General features: G+C 57.0%; 17 protein-coding genes. 10 read left to right on the plus strand and 7 right to left on the minus strand.

What is annotated here, in order from left to right; all coding sequences use genetic code 11:
* Positions 1–28 precede the first annotated feature (28 nt).
* The 5 genes from eco to glpT all read right to left on the minus strand — a co-directional run bounded on the left by eco (position 29) and on the right by glpT (position 5,949).
* Complete coding sequence (eco, locus tag AB5Y99_RS01035; RefSeq protein ID WP_005337529.1) at positions 29–511, minus strand: serine protease inhibitor ecotin; 483 nt, start codon at positions 509–511, stop codon at positions 29–31.
* 218 nt (positions 512–729) lie between these two features.
* Positions 730–1,818, minus strand: coding sequence for a glycerophosphodiester phosphodiesterase (glpQ, locus tag AB5Y99_RS01040; RefSeq protein ID WP_005337531.1), 1,089 nt, complete (start codon positions 1,816–1,818; stop codon positions 730–732).
* A 106-nt stretch (positions 1,819–1,924) separates the two neighbouring features.
* A complete protein-coding gene (gene glpD / locus AB5Y99_RS01045; RefSeq protein WP_236351174.1) occupies positions 1,925–3,412 on the minus strand; it encodes a glycerol-3-phosphate dehydrogenase in 1,488 nt (495 codons plus the stop codon).
* A gap of 317 nt (positions 3,413–3,729) precedes the next feature.
* Positions 3,730–4,488: a DeoR/GlpR family transcriptional regulator gene (locus AB5Y99_RS01050; RefSeq protein WP_005347045.1), complete on the minus strand. Its 759-nt coding sequence runs from the start codon at positions 4,486–4,488 to the stop codon at positions 3,730–3,732.
* Positions 4,489–4,590: 102 nt separating this feature from the next.
* A complete protein-coding gene (glpT, locus tag AB5Y99_RS01055) occupies positions 4,591–5,949 on the minus strand; it encodes a glycerol-3-phosphate transporter (RefSeq protein ID WP_005337540.1) in 1,359 nt (452 codons plus the stop codon).
* Positions 5,950–6,438: 489 nt separating this feature from the next.
* On the opposite strand from glpT, the gene AB5Y99_RS01060 reads away from it, so the two are divergent.
* The 4 genes from AB5Y99_RS01060 to AB5Y99_RS01075 all read left to right on the plus strand — a co-directional run bounded on the left by AB5Y99_RS01060 (position 6,439) and on the right by AB5Y99_RS01075 (position 11,473).
* Positions 6,439–7,287 (plus strand): MIP/aquaporin family protein, encoded by an 849-nt coding sequence (locus tag AB5Y99_RS01060; RefSeq protein WP_005350866.1) that lies wholly within the window; start codon positions 6,439–6,441, stop codon positions 7,285–7,287.
* A 54-nt stretch (positions 7,288–7,341) separates the two neighbouring features.
* Positions 7,342–8,844: a glycerol kinase GlpK gene (gene glpK / locus AB5Y99_RS01065; protein ID WP_005337546.1), complete on the plus strand. Its 1,503-nt coding sequence runs from the start codon at positions 7,342–7,344 to the stop codon at positions 8,842–8,844.
* A 225-nt stretch (positions 8,845–9,069) separates the two neighbouring features.
* Positions 9,070–11,046 carry a methyl-accepting chemotaxis protein gene (locus AB5Y99_RS01070; protein ID WP_110302956.1) on the plus strand — a complete coding sequence of 659 codons (1,977 nt, stop codon included), beginning with the start codon at positions 9,070–9,072 and terminating at the stop codon, positions 11,044–11,046.
* Between the two features lie 193 nt (positions 11,047–11,239).
* A complete protein-coding gene (locus AB5Y99_RS01075; protein WP_005337550.1) occupies positions 11,240–11,473 on the plus strand; it encodes a hypothetical protein in 234 nt (77 codons plus the stop codon).
* A 171-nt stretch (positions 11,474–11,644) separates the two neighbouring features.
* Here the strand turns inward: AB5Y99_RS01075 and AB5Y99_RS01080 are convergent, their stop codons facing one another.
* On the minus strand, positions 11,645–12,547 hold the full coding sequence (locus tag AB5Y99_RS01080) for a LysR substrate-binding domain-containing protein (protein ID WP_107682356.1): 903 nt from the start codon (positions 12,545–12,547) through the stop codon (positions 11,645–11,647).
* A 194-nt stretch (positions 12,548–12,741) separates the two neighbouring features.
* On the opposite strand from AB5Y99_RS01080, the gene AB5Y99_RS01085 reads away from it, so the two are divergent.
* The 5 genes from AB5Y99_RS01085 (at position 12,742) to dkgB (ending at position 16,074) form a co-directional block, all read left to right on the plus strand.
* Positions 12,742–13,140 carry a DUF6404 family protein gene (locus AB5Y99_RS01085; RefSeq protein ID WP_206901596.1) on the plus strand — a complete coding sequence of 133 codons (399 nt, stop codon included), beginning with the start codon at positions 12,742–12,744 and terminating at the stop codon, positions 13,138–13,140.
* Positions 13,127–13,489: a VOC family protein gene (locus tag AB5Y99_RS01090; protein ID WP_323892588.1), complete on the plus strand. Its 363-nt coding sequence runs from the start codon at positions 13,127–13,129 to the stop codon at positions 13,487–13,489. Before AB5Y99_RS01085 ends, AB5Y99_RS01090 begins: the two co-directional genes overlap by 14 nt.
* Positions 13,490–13,920: 431 nt before the next feature.
* A complete protein-coding gene (locus AB5Y99_RS01095; protein ID WP_368208445.1) occupies positions 13,921–14,724 on the plus strand; it encodes a hypothetical protein in 804 nt (267 codons plus the stop codon).
* Between the two features lie 184 nt (positions 14,725–14,908).
* Positions 14,909–15,205 (plus strand): putative quinol monooxygenase, encoded by a 297-nt coding sequence (locus AB5Y99_RS01100; RefSeq protein WP_019446774.1) that lies wholly within the window; start codon positions 14,909–14,911, stop codon positions 15,203–15,205.
* 65 nt (positions 15,206–15,270) lie between these two features.
* The gene (gene dkgB / locus AB5Y99_RS01105) at positions 15,271–16,074 is read left to right on the plus strand and encodes a 2,5-didehydrogluconate reductase DkgB (protein WP_257697421.1); all 804 of its coding nucleotides are present in this window, start codon (positions 15,271–15,273) and stop codon (positions 16,072–16,074) included.
* A gap of 161 nt (positions 16,075–16,235) precedes the next feature.
* Here dkgB and AB5Y99_RS01110 read toward each other — a convergent pair whose 3' ends face one another.
* Complete coding sequence (locus AB5Y99_RS01110; protein ID WP_234881634.1) at positions 16,236–17,246, minus strand: HAD family phosphatase; 1,011 nt, start codon at positions 17,244–17,246, stop codon at positions 16,236–16,238.
* A gap of 351 nt (positions 17,247–17,597) precedes the next feature.
* On the opposite strand from AB5Y99_RS01110, the gene AB5Y99_RS01115 reads away from it, so the two are divergent.
* Positions 17,598–18,776 (plus strand): MFS transporter, encoded by a 1,179-nt coding sequence (locus tag AB5Y99_RS01115; protein ID WP_263717552.1) that lies wholly within the window; start codon positions 17,598–17,600, stop codon positions 18,774–18,776.
* Positions 18,777–18,854: the final 78 nt, after the last annotated feature.

Genomic DNA, 18,854 nt, shown 5'->3' on the forward strand with positions numbered 1-18,854 from the left:
ACCAGCTGAACCTTTGGTTCAAACATGCTTACTCAATCATGGCCGGTTGGGCCAGGTTGTCGGCACGCCACAGACGGTAGCGCACTTCATACTCCTGCGGCACGTAAATCACGAACGGCAGTTTTGAGTTGTAGTTCACGAAGAAGCCCTGACCGTAGATCTGGACGAAGGTCTCTTTCTGCTGGTTATCCGGGCACATCATCAGGGTGCTGATGGGGTCGGAGACTTTGCCCAGTTTCAGGTAGTTGTAGCCCCAGCCTTTGACGCTGTGCTGTTCCAGGTTGCCTGCAAAACGCGGTACGTTGCAATCAACCATCATCTTTTTGCCGACCTGCAGCTCGACCATCATGTCGGCTTCTTTCTCGACTTCAGGCAGGCGGATCACCACACGTTCCTGATTCACGTCAGCGGCTGGGAACATGCTGATATCAAATTTTTTCGGCTCGGCGGCGAAGGCATGGCCACCCAGCAACAAGGCGCCCAGCAGGCTAAAACGCAATACGGTTTTCATCTGTACCTCATGGGGTTGGTTCAACGCCGCTAGACTAACCGCTCTGCCGATTTCATGCCAGCGATCTGCTACGTAAAAACTGCGTAAAATGATACAGATCCGGCACACCATGACGTGATCTGGCTATTTTCTGACAGGGCGCACACTCCCGTTACGGGAACCTGAAACAAAAAGCGAGGCCAATTGGCCTCGCTTTGCATTCAAATGGCGCCAGAGTGCTATTTGGCCGCCTCTTGATGGGCCTTGATGACTGCCACCGCCTTGTCGGGGAAGTCACTGAACACCCCATCCACATCAGCCTGATAGAGGAAGATGTTAAGGAGATCGGTAAAGTCCTTGGCATAGGCCGGGATCTGCCCCTCATCCTGACGGAAGGTATAGGGGTGAACTTTCAGGCCCGCCGCGTGGGCTTCTTTTACCATGCCGGTGAAGACCGGCTTGCCCAAAGTGCCCGGCTCGGTGACGATCATCGGCTTCCACGGGCCAATCCCTTCGGCATAGCTGGCGATGGTTTTCATCGCCCCCGGCTTGAACATCCAGTCATAGTTGTAGGGGGTCGCCTTGCCCTTGGCGTCGTAGACCATGGTCTCGTTCCAGTCGGTCTCGGCCATCAGCTGCACCAGTTTCAGATCCATACCCATGGCGGGCATCAGTTCGCTGTTGATGCGCTTGAGTTCATCGGCATCGAAGCACTGCAGATAGACCTTGTCGTCCTTCCCGGTGTAGCCGTACTCCTTGAGCACCTTCAGCACTGCTTTGGAGATATCCTTGCCTTCGTGACGGAACAGCCAGGGCGCTTTGATCTCCGGATAGATCCCGATGTTCTTGCCGGTGCTCTTGTTAAGCCCCTGGATCATCTCGATCTCCTCCTGGAAGGTGTGGATCTTGAAGTCTGACTTCCACAGCGGGAAGCGGGCCGGATAGACCGGCACCTGCTTGCCATCCACCAGCTGGAATGGCTCGGTCATACGCAGGGAACGCACCTCATCCAGAGTGAAATCCACTACATAATAACGACCGTCCGGACGGGCACGACCAGGGAAGCGCGCTGCCACATCGGTGATACCATCGAGGAAGTGATCGTGCATCACCACCAGCTGGTCATCCTTGGTCATCACCAGATCCTGCTCCAGATAGTCGGCCCCCATGCCATAGGCCAGCGCCTTGGACTCCAGGGTATGCTCGGGCAGGTAGCCGGAAGCGCCACGGTGGGCGATCACCACCTTGCCTTCATCGGCAGCCAACACGGGTAATGAGAGGGATGCCCCAAGGCTCAAGGCGATGAGGGAAACGGCGAGTTTTTTCATATGTGATGCTCTTTATTATTGTGTGTAGGTTATTGTTCTATCAGAGGTTTGTTGCACATTTACGGTGGAAAGCGGTGGGCAGCAGCGCACTGCCCACCGTCACTCATCAGCTCGCCTTGCGCAGAGCCTGATGGTATTGGTCGAGCCAGATCTGCAACATCTGCTGCTCTGACTCGTTCAGGCGCAGCCCCAGCTTGCTGCGGCGCCAGAGGATATCGTCCAGTGAACAGGCCCACTCCCGCTCGATGAGATAACGCACTTCCGACTCGTACAGGCCGCCACCGAAGTGAATGCCGCGCTCCTCTTTCAGCCAGAGACGGGCATGGGCGCCATAGGCCTCGGCAATGCGCAGGGCACTGCGATCATCGAGCCAGTCAAACTCCAGTGCAAAAGCCCGGGCCAGCTCGCGTACCGAGCAGTCAAACTCGCCGCCGGGCAGACGGCTGGTCGCAGTCCAGTCATCCCCCATCTGGCTAAACCAGGGCTTGAGCTTGTTGCAGGCAGCCTGCGCCAGCTTGCGATAGGTGGTGAGCTTGCCGCCAAATACCGAGAGCAGCGGCGCACCATCCGATTCGCCAGAGAGCTCGAGAGTGTAGTCGCGGGTCACCGCCTGCGGCGAGTCTGACTCGTCATCACAGAGCGGACGCACCCCGGCGTAAGTCCAGATCACATCTTTCGGCGCAATTTGGCGAGTGAAGTGGGCGTTGACCACCTTGCACAGGTAGGTAATTTCGGCCTCGCTGATCTTCGCTTCCCGCGGGCTGCCGTGGTGCTCCACATCGGTGGTGCCGATGAGTGAGTAGTCCTGCTGATAAGGGATGACGAAGACGATGCGGTTGTCTTCGTTTTGCAGGATATAGGCCTCTTCGCGCTCATGGATGCGCGGCACTATCATGTGGCTGCCTTTAATAAGGCGAATGCCGCGGGGGGATTTCTCGTGCAGGCTCTCGTCATAGAAGGTCTTGACCCAGGGGCCCGCCGCATTGACCAGACCACGGCAGGTGACGGTGAACTGCTCGCCCCCTTCCCGCTCCAAAGTGAGCGTCCAGTGTTTGGAACCGCGCACCGCCTTGATGCAACGGGTGCGGGTCTGCACGTCGGCCCCCTTGTCACGGGCCATCATGGCGTTAAGCACAACCAGCCGGGCATCGTCGACCCAGGCATCCGAGTATTCAAACCCCTTATTGATCCCTGCGGTCAAGCCATCTTGCGGCAGGAAGCGTACACCACAGCTCCCCTTGAGCTTGTCGCGCTTGGCCAGATTGTCATAGAGGAACAGACCGGCGCGGATCATCCAGGCCGGACGCAGGTGCGGGCGGTGCGGCAGGCGAAAACGCATGGGACGGGCGATGTGAGGCGCCATACCGAGCAGCACCTCACGCTCCGCCAACGCCTCTTTCACCAGCCGGAATTCGTAATGCTCGAGATAGCGCAAACCGCCGTGGATCAGCTTGCTGGAGTTGGACGAGGTGGCAGAGGCGAGATCTTGCGCCTCAAACAGGGCAACCTTCAGACCTCGTCCTGCCGCATCGGCTGCGATGCCGACCCCGTTGATGCCGCCACCGACGACGACCAGATCATAATGTTCGCTCATGTTCACCTACTTTCATTTTTATGATTGCCATAACAGCAATGTTTGATTTCGCTCATTTTAGAACATGAAAATACAACAAACGAACATTTTATGATGAAAGTGTGATCGCCACAGCCCGCCAGAGGTGGCAAAGGGGACAGGTCAGCGGAGCAAATGGCGTCGGGCCAACATCGGCGGGTTAATAGCCAAAAAAACCAGATTGAATAGTGGTTTTTGCAATACCTATAAAGGGGTGAGATGAGTGCGGGACTGGGGGAGAGAAAAAGAAAGGAGGCCGCCCTGACGGGCGACCGGCACAGCCTTGGCGTGTTTCGCCGTCAGCAGATGTGGCAGGCGATCTGGTGTTGCGCCATCAATCGCGTTAGCTTTTCCGGTGGCTCCTGATCGGTAAAGAGGGCGTGGATCTGGCTGAGATTGCCCAGATTGACCATGGCATTGCGACCGAACTTGGTGTGGTCGGCGGCCAGGAACACCTGACGGGAGTGAGCGATGATGGCCTGGGCAATCTTCACCTCGTGATAGTCGAAATCGAGCAGGGAGCCGTCGTTGTCGATCCCCGAAATCCCGATGACGCCATAGTCCATGCGAAACTGACCGATAAAGTCGCGGGTCGCCTCCCCCACGATACCGCCATCGCGGTTGCGGATCTCGCCACCGGCAATGATGACGGTGAAATCATCCTTGGCCGTCAGGATGCTGGCCACGTTGAGGTTGTTGGTGACGATGCGCAACTCGCGGTGATCGAGCAGGGCGCGGGCGATCGCCTCGGTGGTGGTACCTATGTCGATAAAGAGCGATGAGCCGTCGGGAATATTGGCAGCGACCTCGCGGGCGATGCGCTCTTTCTCCTTGAGTTGCATCACTTTACGGGCGCTGTAGGCGGTATTGACGGTACTCGAATGCAGGGAGGCACCGCCATGATGGCGCCGGATCTTGTTCTGTTCGGCGAGATCATTCAGATCCCGGCGAATGGTCTGGGGGCTGACGTCAAAGTGGGTCACCAGATCGTCGGTCGAGACAAATCCCTGCCGCGTCAGGACGTCCAGGATCTCCAGATGTCGTTGGGTTTGCTTCACGCTTGCACTCCGATGATGAGACAAAAAAAAGCCCCGGCAGATGCGGGGCCTTTTGGCAGTTTACCTGATCCCCTTTGGGATCAATAAGCTGAGGATCACGTTTTATGCCTTATGGGCAGCCGCTTTCTTGGCCGCAACGGCAATGTTCTCATGCTTGAGGGTCATCGCCAGCAGGATGATGGAGAGCACGCAGGAGACGGTCAGCACCATGAAGCCGCCATCCCAACCGAAGTGGTCAACGGTATAACCCAGCATGGCGTTGGCTGCCACGGCGCCGCCCAGATAACCGAACAGACCGGTGAAACCTGCCGCAGTACCGGCTGCTTTCTTCGGTGCCAGCTCAAGAGCATAGAGGCCGATCAGCATGACAGGGCCGTAGATCAGGAAGCCGATTGCCACCAGCGCCATCATGTCGATGGTCGGGTTGCCGGCCGGGTTGAACCAGTAAACCAGCACAGCCAGGGTGACCAGCACCATGAACAGGATACCGGCCGGGGCGCGGCGGCCCTGGAACATCTTGTCAGAGATCCAGCCACACAGCAGGGTACCCGGAATACCGGCCCACTCGTAGAGGAAGTAAGCCCAGGAGGAGTTGTCGACGGTGAAGTGCTTGGCCTCTTTCAGGTAGGTTGGCGCCCAGTCCAGCACACCGTAACGAATGAGGTAAACGAAAGCGTTGGCGATCGCGATGTACCACAGCAGTTTGTTGTGCAGCACGTACTTGACGAAGATCTCCTTGGCGGAGAACTCCTGCTCGTGGCTCTCGTTGTAATCCTTCGGATAGTCGTTCTTGTACTCCTCGATGGGAGGCAGACCGACCGATTGCGGGGTATCACGCATCACGAAGAAGGCGATCACCGCGATGGCGGCCGCCGCAGCCGCAGGCACATAGAAGGCGCTGCGCCAGTCGTTGAACCAGCCCATCCCGAGGATAAACAGCGGGCCAATCATGCCGCCACCCACGTTGTGAGCCACGTTCCAGACCGCAACCACTTCGCCGCGCTCTTTCTGTGACCACCAGTGCACCATGGTGCGACCGCAGGGCGGCCAGCCCATGCCCTGTGCCCAACCGTTCAGGAACAACAGCACAAACATGATGGCAATGCTGGAGGTGGCCCAGTGCATGGTACCCATCATGAACATGATGGCAGCCGAGAGCAGCAGACCGGCGGAGAGGAAGTAACGGGCGTTGGAACGGTCAGAGACGTTCCCCATCAGGAACTTGGACAAACCGTAAGCGATGGAGACCCCGGAGAGCGCGAAACCGAGATCACCACGGGAGAAGCCCTGCTCGATCAGATAGGGCATCGCAAGACTGAAGTTTTTCCGTACCAGATAGTAGCCGGCGTAACCGAAGAAGATCCCGAAAAACACCTGCCAACGCATGCGTTTGTAGAAGGGGTCGACCTTGTCAGCCGGGAGCCTGTCGATGTGCGCCGCAGGCCTGAAGAGACTAAGCATGTTCTGCTTCCTTATTGTTGTTATGGGCGGTTGAGGATGCCCTGACCATTCCGACGAATCATGTGAGTCCGCTGATTCGTAAGCGAGCCTATTGTGCTCATATGCGCTCATTTAATCTGTGATGCATGCTCAAATATTGCAGTTTTATTACAAATAAAAGCTCCAAATGAGAAATCGCTCAGCAAGCGCCAGCCCTTGTGTGGCAAGGGTTGCGAGCTACCCCCTAAGTGGTAACTCGCGGTTATCAAGATGCTTTACGTCACATTTTCTTAGCAATGAGTGGGATCTTGTCCACATTTCCTATGGAGGGGGGATGGTGAAATTATTGGGAAGGGTTATTTTCTGTCACGACCGATAACGAGCGCAAACGAGCATAACGTTTGCGCAAGACGCAAAAACAACAAGGAAACGTTTTCGGCGGCAACGGATAGACACAAAAAGATAAAACGGAACATCAAACCTCTACGGGTGGATATAAGGAACAAAAGTATGAGCATACAAAGACCCAATACCCTGCTTGGCGAGTGCATCGCCGAGTTTATCGGAACCGGCCTGCTGATATTTTTCGGCGTCGGATGTGTGGCGGCACTGGTGCTGGCAGGCGCCAATTTCGGGCAGTGGGAAATTTCCATTACCTGGGGTCTGGGTGTGGCCATTGCCATCTATGTGACCGGCGGCATTTCAGGTGCCCACTTGAACCCGGCTGTAACCCTGGCGCTGATGACCTTCTGCGGTTTCGACAAGCGCAAGGTGGTGCCCTACATCATCGCCCAGATGGCCGGTGCCTTCTGCTTCGCGGCCCTTGTCTATTTCCTTTATGGTAACCTTTTCACCCAGTGGGAAGTGACCCATAACGTAGTGCGCGGTAGCGTCGAGAGCCTCGGCACCGCCGGGATCTTCTCCACCTACCCCAATGCCCTGCTGACCAATATGCAAGCTTTTGCCGTCGAGCTGGTGATCACCGCCGTCCTGATGCTGGGCATCATGGCGCTGGGTGACAACAACAACGGCGCTCCCAAAGGTTTCGCAGCCGCTCTGCTGATCGGTATCCTGATCGCGGTGATCGGTGCCTCCCTTGGCCCGTTAACCGGTTTTGCCATGAACCCGGCCCGTGACTTTGGTCCGAAACTGTTCGCGTTCTTTGCTGGCTGGGGTGATGTTGCCCTGACCGGTGGTCGTGACAACCCCTACTTCTGGGTTCCGATCCTTGGCCCCATCGTTGGCGCCCAGATTGGTACCGCTCTGTATGTCAAAGTGCTGGCTCCCTGCGTCCCGGGCAACCGTGTCGTCACCACCGAGCAAGCGACCCAAACCGCCAAAGAAGAGGCTGCCGCATAAGAGCGGCCCCCTCCAACGTATAAAAACGTGGAAAATAGAAACGTGGAGAACATCATGTCTGCTGAAAAGAAATATGTCGTCGCTCTGGACCAGGGAACCACCTCTTCCCGCGCCATCGTGTTTGATCAGGATGCCAACATTGTCGGTACCTCCCAGCGCGAATTCACCCAACACTACCCGAAAGCGGGCTGGGTAGAGCACGACCCGATGGAGATCTGGGCGACCCAATCCTCCGTCTTTACCGAAGTACTGGCCAAGACCGGCCTGCGCAGCGAAGAGATCGCCGCCATCGGTATCACCAACCAGCGTGAAACCACCGTTGTCTGGGAAAAGGCCACCGGCAAGCCCATCTACAACGCCATCGTCTGGCAGTGCCGCCGCACCGCCGCCATCTGCGAAGAGCTCAAAGCTCGCGGTCTGGAAGAGTACGTTCGCGAGAACACCGGTCTGGTGCTGGATGCCTACTTCTCCGGTACCAAGGTGAAGTGGATCCTCGACAACGTGGAAGGTGCCCGCGAGAAGGCGATGAACGGTGAGCTGCTGTTCGGCACCATCGACACCTGGCTGGTCTGGAAGATGACCAATGGCGAAGTGCACGTCACCGACCCGACCAACGCCTCCCGTACCATGCTCTACAACATCCGTGAGCTGAAGTGGGACGAGAAGATGCTGGACGAGCTGGGCATCCCCATGTCCATGCTGCCGGAAGTGAAACCCTCTTCCGAGGTCTATGGCTACACCACCCGTGGCGGCGGCTCCCGCATCCCCATCGCCGGTATCGCCGGTGACCAGCAGTCTGCCCTGTTCGGCCAGCTCTGCTTTGAAAAAGGGATGGCCAAGAACACCTACGGTACCGGCTGCTTCATGCTGATGAACACCGGCACCGAGCCGGTTCGCTCCAGCAACGGCCTGCTGACTACCGTTGCCATCGGCCCGAAAGGGGAAGTGAACTACGCGCTGGAAGGTGCGGTGTTTATGGGTGGCGCCACCATCCAGTGGCTGCGTGACGAGCTGAAGATCATTCACGATGCCCGTGATACCGACTACTTCGCCTCCAAGGTGGGTGACACCAACGGCGTCTATCTGGTGCCGGCCTTCGTCGGTCTGGGCGCGCCCTACTGGGATCCGTATGCTCGCGGCACCATGGTCGGTCTGACCCGTGGCGCCAACCGCAACCACATCATCCGTGCTGCGCTAGAATCCATCGCCTATCAGAGCCGCGATGTGCTGGATGCCATGCAGCAGGACTCCGGCATCAAGCTGGCAGCGCTGAAAGTAGACGGCGGCGCCGTAGCCAACGACTTCCTGATGCAGTTCCAGGCTGACATGATGCACACCCCGGTGGTACGTCCGACCCGCATCGAGACTACCGCCATGGGCGCCGCCTTCCTGGCAGGTCTGGCAGTCGGCTTCTGGAAGAGCTCGGACGAGCTGGAAGACAAGTTCAGCGTGGACCGTGAGTTCATCCCGCAGATGGACAGAGACGATCGCGCCAAACGTTACAGCGGCTGGCAAAAAGCAGTTGAGCGTTCACGCCGTTGGGCTGAAGAGGATTGATCGGGCACCCGACATTCCGTTGAGATAAACCCCAGAGAGGCCGACCGCTATGTCGGCCTCTTTTTTATGCTTTCCCTTGCCGGTTTCTGCCAACTTCCCCGCTAATTGCTCCCTCCTGTTTTTCTGCCACCCTCTGTTGTCACCATCCACCACAACGCAATTGAGTTCTCTATCTATAATCATCATCTGGGTCGCATATGCGACCTTATTTATGAGGAGAGCGATATGGAGAGGGCGATACACCGTTTTACACTGCACTCACTCTGGTCAGGGCTCGGGATCCGCACCCGGATCCTCGCTGGCGTAGCGATACTGATGGCCATCGCCATCAGCTGCATCACCTTGATCCTCGAGCAGATATCCCACAGTCAGGCCCAGCAGCGGGTCGAACGCTACGAGCTGCCAAGCAGCGTGGATCGCATTGCCAACCAGCTGACCGCCCAGCTTATCCAGCACCTGACCGAGGCGCAGGCGCTGGCCAGCAACCGTTTTGTCATCGACTGGCTGACCGCTGGCATGCAAGAGCAAGAGTGGCCCGCCATGGAGCGTTACTTTCAGGATCTGCAACGGCGGATCGGCGGCAACGTCTTTATCGCACCCCGCCAGAGCAACACCCTGATCAACTTCAGCGGCGGCCCCATCGCCCAGAAATCGCTGAGCGAATCAGACCCGAAAGATGGGTGGTTTTACGGCTTTCTCAAACGCAGCAAACCCTATGAGCTGAACCTCGACATCTCCGATTTTGACAAGCGCGCCTCCCTCTATATCAACACCGCCGTCACCCACGAGGGCAAGACCCTGGCAGTGGCAGGTACCTCCATCGACATGAGTGCCCTGAGCAAGCTCATCAGCGGCTACCGTATCGGCAAGAGTGGTCAGGTCTATCTGGCGGACATGGAGGGCAATATCGAGATCCACCCCGAGCAGGAGGTGGAGGGAGCCGCCCACCACCAGCAATCCTTCCTCGATACCGTCAAACGGCTTATTCCCAATGCCCGGGAACAGGTGGCCGTAGAGGCGCTAACACTGGAGGGGCAAACCTATCTCATCGCGGTACGTTACATCCCCACCCTCAACCGGCTGCTGATTGGCGAGATCAACAGCGCCGAGCTGGAAGAGGGACTGCAGGCATCCCGCCAGCTCATCATCATGGTGTCGCTCGCCATCGGCGGGATCGCCATGCTGGCCTCCGCCTGGCTGGCTCACTCCATCAGTCGCCCGATTCGTCAGGCAGCCGATGGCATGCACCACATCACCGCCGATCGGGATCTGGCGACCCGCCTTGACTTCTCTGATGAGTCGGAGCTGGGCATGATGGCCCAGAGTTTCAATCAGCTGATCCAGAGCCTGAACCAGAGCTTCTCCCGCTTCCAGCAGTCAGGCAGCGCCCTCTCAGCGCAGTCGTCCCAATCCATGCAGCAGGCCCAGGCACTGGCAGGAGAAGCATGCCAGCAGGCCCAGAGCATTCAGGAGCTGACCACTGTGGTCACCACCATCGGCGACAACGCCGAGCAGATCGCCAGCCGCTCTGAAGGGGTCAACGACGTAACCCAACGCATCGCCAACCATATGCTCAGCATCGAGCAGGATGTGACCCAGAGCGCCGTGCAACTCGACAGCTTGCGCAGCAGCATCGGCAGCTCCTCGGCCCTGCTCGATGAGGTGGTGAAAGACAGCAACAACATCACCCAGATCATGAACCTCATCCGCGATGTCTCGAACCAGACCAACCTGCTCGCCCTCAATGCGGCCATCGAAGCGGCCCGTGCGGGGGATATGGGACGGGGCTTTGCGGTGGTGGCCGACGAGGTACGCCAACTGGCGGTGCGTACCCAGACCGCCACCAAGGATGTGCAGGATCTTATCTTGCGCCTGCAGGAGGGAACCCGGCAGGCCAGCAACTCGATGGCAGACTCCCGCAACCTGAGCGAAGAGGGATACAACCGGATGAATCAGGCCAGAGAGGTGCTGGTTGATGCCACCAGCCAGATCAACCAGACCGCCCTCGAGATCAACGAGATCAGCGCGCTGGCGCAGGCGCAGAATCAACAGATGGGGCAAGCCAGAACGGCGCTCGACGAGTTGGCCATGGTGGCCGAACACCAGCGGGAACACGCGCAGGAGAGCAATGCCGCCAGCCGCGAACTGTTCGAGCTGGCCAAGGCCATCGACGAGCAGATCCGCCAATACCGGATTGGCTAGGCCTGGCGCTTCCCTCTCTCCCTCTCAATAACCAAGACGCCACCGCAGGGTGGCGTTTTCATTTTGCAAATCATTTTGCCTGCGTTCTCGAAACGAGAATGACGACAAAACTCGCAAACAATTGATAATTAACATGAAAAAATGTGGAACGGCCATTGCTTAGTGATATCAGACTCAACAGAGGGATATCGCCATGAAACCGACCACCACTCAAGCGCCCGTAGCTCACGTCGCCACTCAAAAAGAGACCCTGACTCCCCGCGAAGGCACCTTCCTGATGATGGTGGCCCAACTGGTGGTGCTCACCTGCATCGTACTGGCCGCCACCGTCGGCGGCCTTTCCTGGCAGTGGACCCTGCTGCTGGCCATTCCGCCGGTGATCGGTGGCGCCCTGCTCAGCCGGGTATGGGGCAAACTGCCCCGCTAACTGCGCTTCAGCTCACACACCTTCCCGAACCGGCGGCCGACCCTCAAGTCGGCCGTCTGTTTATCTGCCACCTGGCTAATGCTGATTGGCCGCACCGAATGAGCGGCTTGTTCTTCGCCACGCAAACCGCAGCGACTCACCGTTCAAACAAACCGCACAAACCAACCTGTGCTACAGAGTATGGCTGCCCAGCTGCTCTTTGAGAAAATCGAGCCAGACCCGCAGTCGGATATCCCGCTGGGCATCGGAGTAGAAGACTGCATTGATGGGGCGCGAGGCGCCACTGTTGCTGCGCGCCAGCACCTCCACCAGCGCGCCACTCTCCCGATCCGGCCCGGTCATGAAATCCGACAGACAGACAATCCCCTGACCCGCCAGCGCCAGCTGACGCAAGGTTTCGCCGCTGCTGGCACGCAGACTGGGGGTGATGGCAAAGCGATCCCCCTGCTCGGCACTGAGCAGCGGCCAGTGGTTGAGGTGATCGGGATGCAAAAAGCCGAGCAGCTCGTGACCGCTCAGCAGATCCGTCGGTTGGCGCGGGGTGCCGCGCTCGCTCAAGTAAGCAGGAGAGGCCAGCAGCCGCAACCGCGAACGACCCAGCGGCAGCGCGCGCAGGGAGGAGTCGGTCAGCTCACCGATGCGGATGGCCATGTCCACCCGCCGCTCCATCAGATTGATAAAGCCCTCCGAGCTGTGCAGCTGCAACTCGATGGCAGGGTAGCGGCGGCGAAACTCGCCGATGATCGGCACCAGCCGGTGCAGGATAAAGGGGGTGGCCGCATCGACTCTCAACACCCCTTCGGGTTGTTCCCGGCGCATCAGCAGATGCCCCTCCGCCTCGCTCATCTCGGTCAGGATCTTCACCGCCCGCTGATAGAACCAGCTCCCCTCCTCGGTCAGACTGACTCGGCGGGTGGTGCGATTGAGCAGCACGGTGGAAAGCTTCTCCTCCAGCCGCTTGATGCCACGGCTCACCACCGAGTTGTCCATGCCGAGGTTCTCCGCCGCCTGGCGAAAACTGCCCGCCTCCACCACCGCCACAAACAGGGTCAGTTCATCAGAATGGGTCTTCATTGCTGTTATCCGGACAAGAGTAATGGGCCTTTATAGGCGCAGCCGCTGTGGATTGGCAAGCGTGCGCTGAGGCCAGTTCTTTTTTCTACAGAGAAAGAACGTGACCGCGAGCCCACATCATGCCCGCGATTTGTCAGTACAATGCAGCCTGAAAAGCACCGTATGGCACCACTTATTTCACAAGGATGAATACCATGACATTTGAAGAGCGGCTGGCCGCCGCCCATCAGGAGCTGGCTAACAAAGGGGTATGGCATGCCAACTACAATCCACCGCTGTGCAGACTGCTGCGCAGGTTCGGTTATCCCGTCAAACCGCCTCACTATGAAGGTTGGCTAACCAACGTTCTGGTATTCGGGGTAGGCATTGGTCTGGTATGGGGCATGGCGATGTGGTTTTTCAGTTGGCACCCCATGGGGATAGATCCGCTATTTGCCCTGCGCCAAACAGCCCTGTTTGCGGGATTCTGCGGCCTGACCATGGCATCTTGGCTCTGGCTACGGCGCAAGCAGCTTAAACTGACCCCGTGGGAACAACTTGCTGAGCCCAGCGATGCTGATGATGAGGGAGACGAACTGAATGAAAGCCCATGAAAAATTGAACTATGTGGAGTTTGCGGCCAGGGATCTCGCCGCGACCAAGGCCTTCTTTCAGGCCGTATTTGGCTGGCACTTTGTCGATTACGGCCCCGACTACTGCGCCTTTGCCGATGAGGGGCTGGATGGCGGCTTCTATCGGGCGGATCAGTGCAACCTGACCGCTCAGGGCGGCGCCCTGCTGGTGTTCTACAGCGCGGATATTGAAGCGACTCAAGCCAAGGTGAGCCAACACGGTGGCACCATCAACCGCCCTCTTTTCGATTTCCCCGGTGGCCGCCGTTTCCACTTCGTTGAGCCCAGCGGCAATGAGTTTGCGGTCTGGTCCGATCCGGTCTGCGCTTGATGGTTAGGGGGAAAAGCTCCACAGTTGCGCCCCAAAAACATCTAAAACCAGTCGTTATCTCTCGCAACCATCTAAAAATGCTAATGAGGCACTTAATTTGTGATCTTACTGCTAACAGCTAAGAGACCAAATAATTTATCATTGATAACATCAAATAACTCATTAGACACTTCAAATAAGACTTTAAATATATATATTTTTCTCATTACAGGGAGAGAACAATGCAAGTTAATGAACTATATGAGCTTACAGACTGGATAAATAAAGAAATATAAAACAAGCAATTATTACCGCTGTATCAGACTCTAACCTCAATATTACAACAAAATACTTACAATCAAAGTAGACAACCATTTGAAAATGAAAGAAAAACATTGATAGATGCAATATCTTCTGTTGATGTTAGTAGATTGACATATGCACAGGAAAACATGCTAAAACAACTTGAGATATATGATTTCATTTGTTCTCATGGTGTAGATAATATTAATGACATTTTGTATAAAAACAGCCTTGACATATCAACAGCATACTCACGCTTAGATCAGATATCAAAAAGCATTGAGTCCGGAATAAACAAAAGCGACCAAATGCATGCAATTCTAAAAGGTCTATTAGTTGTAAATGAAGTTAACTCTGATGAAAATAATTCTGATGATGTAATTATAAGAGTTCATTTTCAGAGGGATGTCAGTTTTGCTAATGTTTCTGGTTTTAAAAAATGGGGGCAAGTATGGTGGGAGATAGGTCGTGGAATTTCTATGGTTCACAATGCATGCCCTGAAGATATTAAAGTTGTTGGAGCACAGAAAGGCTCAATAATTATTGAATTAGCCACATTGGCTGTTATAGCAACAACTGCTAGTAAAATAATTCTATCCGCATTAAGTATTGCTGAACGTGTTCTAGCGATAAAAAAACAAATTGAAGAGATTAAGGCGTTAAAGCTAACCAATCAAAAATTAGAGCAAGAGTTGGAAAAAGAAATTGACATTTCTAAACACAATGGCCTTAAAAATATAAAAGATGATTTAATCAATGAACTTAAAATACAGCAAGATGGTGATGGCGAGAAGATAAAAGTTCTAGAGAAAGCTGTAAAAAACTTGATTGAGTTTGTTGAGCATGGTGGAGAAGTAGACTTCGTATCAAAAGTTCAAAACGATAATAACCCCGACATTCAGCAACTAAAAATGAATTTTAGTGAAATAAAACGTATAGAGAAAAAATATTAGGGATCGAACAAAAATAATTTATGTATGTAATACAAATCGAGTGATGAGATGGCACTGAATATTTCGGTGCCATCTATTTGCTCCCATTGCTGCTCTCCCCTCAATACTGTTTTGCGACCAGCGCCCTGTTTCCTGCAAGTCACGGCAGGCATACTGACCCTTCGTTTTTGCCAAGGAGGTTCAGATGTCATCACCCGTGATTGTGATTGCCCAGCTTGAAGCCAAACCCGAATTCGCCCCCCAGTTTCGCGCCGCCCTTGAGCCGCTGATTGCGGCCACCTTGCAAGAGGCGGGTTGCCAGCGCTATCAGCTACATCAGGACTTGGACAATCCACACAGCTGGATGCTCTACGAGGTGTGGGAGAGCGAAGCGGCCCTCACCGCCCATCAGGGCCAACCCCACTTTACCGAGTTTGTCGCCAAGGCCGAGCCCTGGTTTGCCAGCAGCACCATTCGCCGCTATCAGCCACTGGGCGCCTGACTGGCCCTAGAGCCTGTTTCTGTTCAGCCCATCAAGGGCCAACCACCACCCCATTGAGGAACGAGATGATCAATATGCCACCCATGGGTCTGGGCACCTTCCGCCTGAAGGGCGAGCCGCTGCTTGCCACCCTGACCAACGGTCTGGAGCTGGGCTATCGCCATATCGATACCGCCCAGATCTATGACAATGAAGCCGAGGTCGGTGCCGTGCTGACCCGCAGCACTGTTGCCCGCCACGAGATCTACCTGACCACCAAGGTGTGGACCAGCGAGTTTGGCCCGGGCAAGCTGATCCCGAGCCTTGAGGTGAGTCTGGAAAAACTGGGCACTGACTATCTGGATCTGGCGCTGATCCACTGGCCCTCCCCCAAGGATGAGGTGCCGATGGCAGTCTATCTGGAGCAGCTGGCAGAGGCCAAGGCCCGGGGCCTGACCCGGGAGATCGGGGTCTCCAACTTCACCGTGGCCCAGCTCAAACAGGCTATCGAGATTTTGGGGCCGGGGGCCATCGCTCACCAGCAGATAGAGGTTCATCCCCTGCTGCAAAACCGCAAGGTGGTCGAGTTCTGTAAAGCCCAGGGTATCGCCGTCACCGCCTATATGCCGCTCGCCTATGGCAAGGTGCTGAGCGAGCCGCTGCTGATGGAGATTGGCAAGCGCCACGGGGTATCGGCGGCGCAGGTGTCGCTGGCCTGGCTGCTGGCGCAGGAGATGACAGTGATCCCGAGCTCCACCAAGCGGGAGAATCAGGCCGCCAATCTGGCCGCTCTCGATATCACCTTGAGCAGCGAGGAGATGGCCGCCATCGCCACGCTGGATAGGGGCGAGCGCTGCGCCAATCCCGACTTTGCCCCTGCATGGGACTGACGCGAAAGGCGTGAGACTAACGCGAAAGAAAGGCTGGCTCGCCAGCAAGCCAGATAGAACAGGGAGAGCATCATGCTCTCCCTGTCTCTTTTCTTGCCTCACGCTTTGCAGCGCTTGCTGAACGTCCAGCCGCCACATTGATGCCAGATGCAGCCCCGCAATCAGGGCGCGTTCTGGCAAAGGGCAGGATCGAACACTTGCTTCCAGTCTGATTTCATATCGACCACCACCCAGCCCCGCGCTTTTGCCTGTGCCAGCCCGTCGATCAGCTTGCCGCTGGCTGGCGGATGGCTGTCGTAGGCGTATTCGCGCTTGGCATCGGTGTGGTGCACCAACAAACCAAAAGTGTGGTAATCCGGGTTGGTCGAGGTGTATTGCAGCATGGGCACGTCGCCATCGCTGTTACCAAAGGCGCCGACCGGACGCTGCCCCATAAAGAGGTGAATGGCGGCCGGTTTCGCCTTGCTGTCATCGAAATAAGCGCCGTTCATGGTCTTGCGGATCTCGCTGCCCTCCCCGGTCAGGGCAAACTCGCCGAGGGTAAAGGAGCCAATCACCTGCTGGGGCGGGATGCCATACATCTGCTCGGACATCACCCGCATAAAATCGACGCCGCCGCCGGAGACAATCCAGGTCTGGAAGCCATTATCCCGCAGATACCCCAGCAGCTGCTTCATCGGCAGATAACCGAGCTGATCATAGTGGCAGCCAAAACGGGGATCCTTGCTGCTGTTGACCCAGCGAGTGACCCGCTCGGCAAACTCGGTGGTGGTCATGCCGCTGTGGGTCAGTCCCACCAGCTTGGCGAGCCCCTTCTCCCCCGATTTGGCCACAGCCTTGAGATCATTGTTCAGCACTGCCGCGACGATGGGGTCGGCCTTCCACTCCGGATGTTCCGGCGCCAGGCGCTTGATCTCGTCCATCGCAAACTGCAGCTGATAGGTCATGGGCGCTTCAGGCCAGAGGGTGCCGTCATTGTCAAACACCACATGGCGCTTCTCTGGCGGAATAAAAGTGGCCTGTTGCTGATCGGTGGCATTGGTTACCCAGCGGGTGATCGCCTGCTTGGCTGCCGTGTCATTCCAGGCAGAGAGGGGATCGCTCTGGCCGGCCTGTACCGCAAAGGCGCCGCACAGCAGCAAAAGAGAGGAGAGTCGATTCAATGTCATCATGTTACCTGTCAGCTGGATATTGCCTGTCTATTGCCTGTAGATGAAAGCGCACGGCCATCACACCACCGGCGCACATGGGTTCAACACACACGGGTTTCACAGGGAAAATCCTATGGCGGCCAGCTTGTACTGGAGCTTAAGCAAGCTCAGAAAAAGAGCAGCGTTCATCCCGTTCTGCGAGGCAGATCACTGCGTTGCGCTCACGCCGCGGGCAACACAACCCCCTCCCCCCCATCGCCATTGCTGCTGATTTGGCAAAAGTAATTTGCTGTCACCGTCATTTTTGCCAACAAAACCCATCGGCATACTGGCGCCATTCTCCCGTCGGGAGTCCCTAACCAAGGAGTTGTTATGCCACTGGCGTTATTTGCCCTTACCCTGAGTGCCTTTGCGATCGGCACCACCGAATTTGTGATCGTGGGGCTTATCCCCACCATAGCCCAGCAGCTCAATGTCTCGCTCCCCTCGGCAGGCCTGTTGGTCAGCCTCTATGCCCTTGGGGTTGCCATCGGCGCCCCTGTGCTCACGGCGCTCACCGGCAAGGTGCCGCGCAAGTGGCTGCTGGTAGGGCTGATGGCACTCTTTACCGCCGGCAACCTGCTGGCCTGGCAGGCCCCCGGTTATGAGAGCCTGATTGTGGCCCGCATCCTGACCGGATTGGCCCACGGGGTCTTCTTCTCGGTGGGCAGCACCATCGCCACGGGTCTTGTGGCCAAAGAGAAGGCGGCGAGCGCCATCGCCATCATGTTCAGCGGCCTCACAGTGGCGCTGGTGACCGGCGTACCGCTCGGCACCTGGATTGGTCAGGTCTTTGGCTGGCGTGAAACCTTTCTGGTAGTGAGCCTGCTCGGCCTCGTCGCCATGGTGGGTAGCCTGCTGCTGATCCCGAGCAACCTGCCCAAGGGGGCTGCCTCGACCATCCGCGAGCAACTCTCGGTACTGACCAAAAAGCCACTGCTGTTGGTCTACGCCAAGACCGCCCTCGGTTATGGCGGCGCCTTCACGGCGTTTACCTTCCTCGCCCCCATCCTGCAGCAGGTGAGCGGCTTTAGCGCCGGTGCGGTGAGCCTGATCCTGCTGGTCTACGGAGTATCGGTCGCCGTCGGCAATATCTGGGGCGGCAAGCTGGCCGACAAGATGGGCCCATTGCCGGCGCTGAAGCTGCTGTTTGCCGGTCTGGCGCTGGTGCTGCTGGCCCTCACCTTCACCGCCCCCCATCCGGTGCTGGCGGTGCTAACCGTGCTGGTGTGGGGCGCCTTTGCCTTCGGCAATGTGCCGGGTCTGCAAGTACTGGTGGTCAAACAGGCCGAACTGCACACCCCCAAGGCGGTGGATGTGGCATCGGGCCTCAATATCGCCGCCTTCAACGTCGGCATTGCGCTCGGTTCCGTCGTCGGTGGCTTGGTGGTGGAACACCTCGGCCTGATGCACACCCCCTGGATCGGCGCCCTTATCGTGCTGCTGGCCTACGGGCTAACCCATGTCAGCGAGCGCCGCGAAGCCCTCCGGCTCGCTGCCTGTCAGGCATAAGCTGCGCCAGCAGGCGTCACGCAAAGACGTGGCGCCTGCTGCAATCGGCGCGGCAGGCTTCTATGCTGTGACACAGCG

Source organism: Aeromonas sp. R4-2 (assembly GCF_040908295.1).
GTDB lineage: Bacteria > Pseudomonadota > Gammaproteobacteria > Enterobacterales > Aeromonadaceae > Aeromonas > Aeromonas veronii.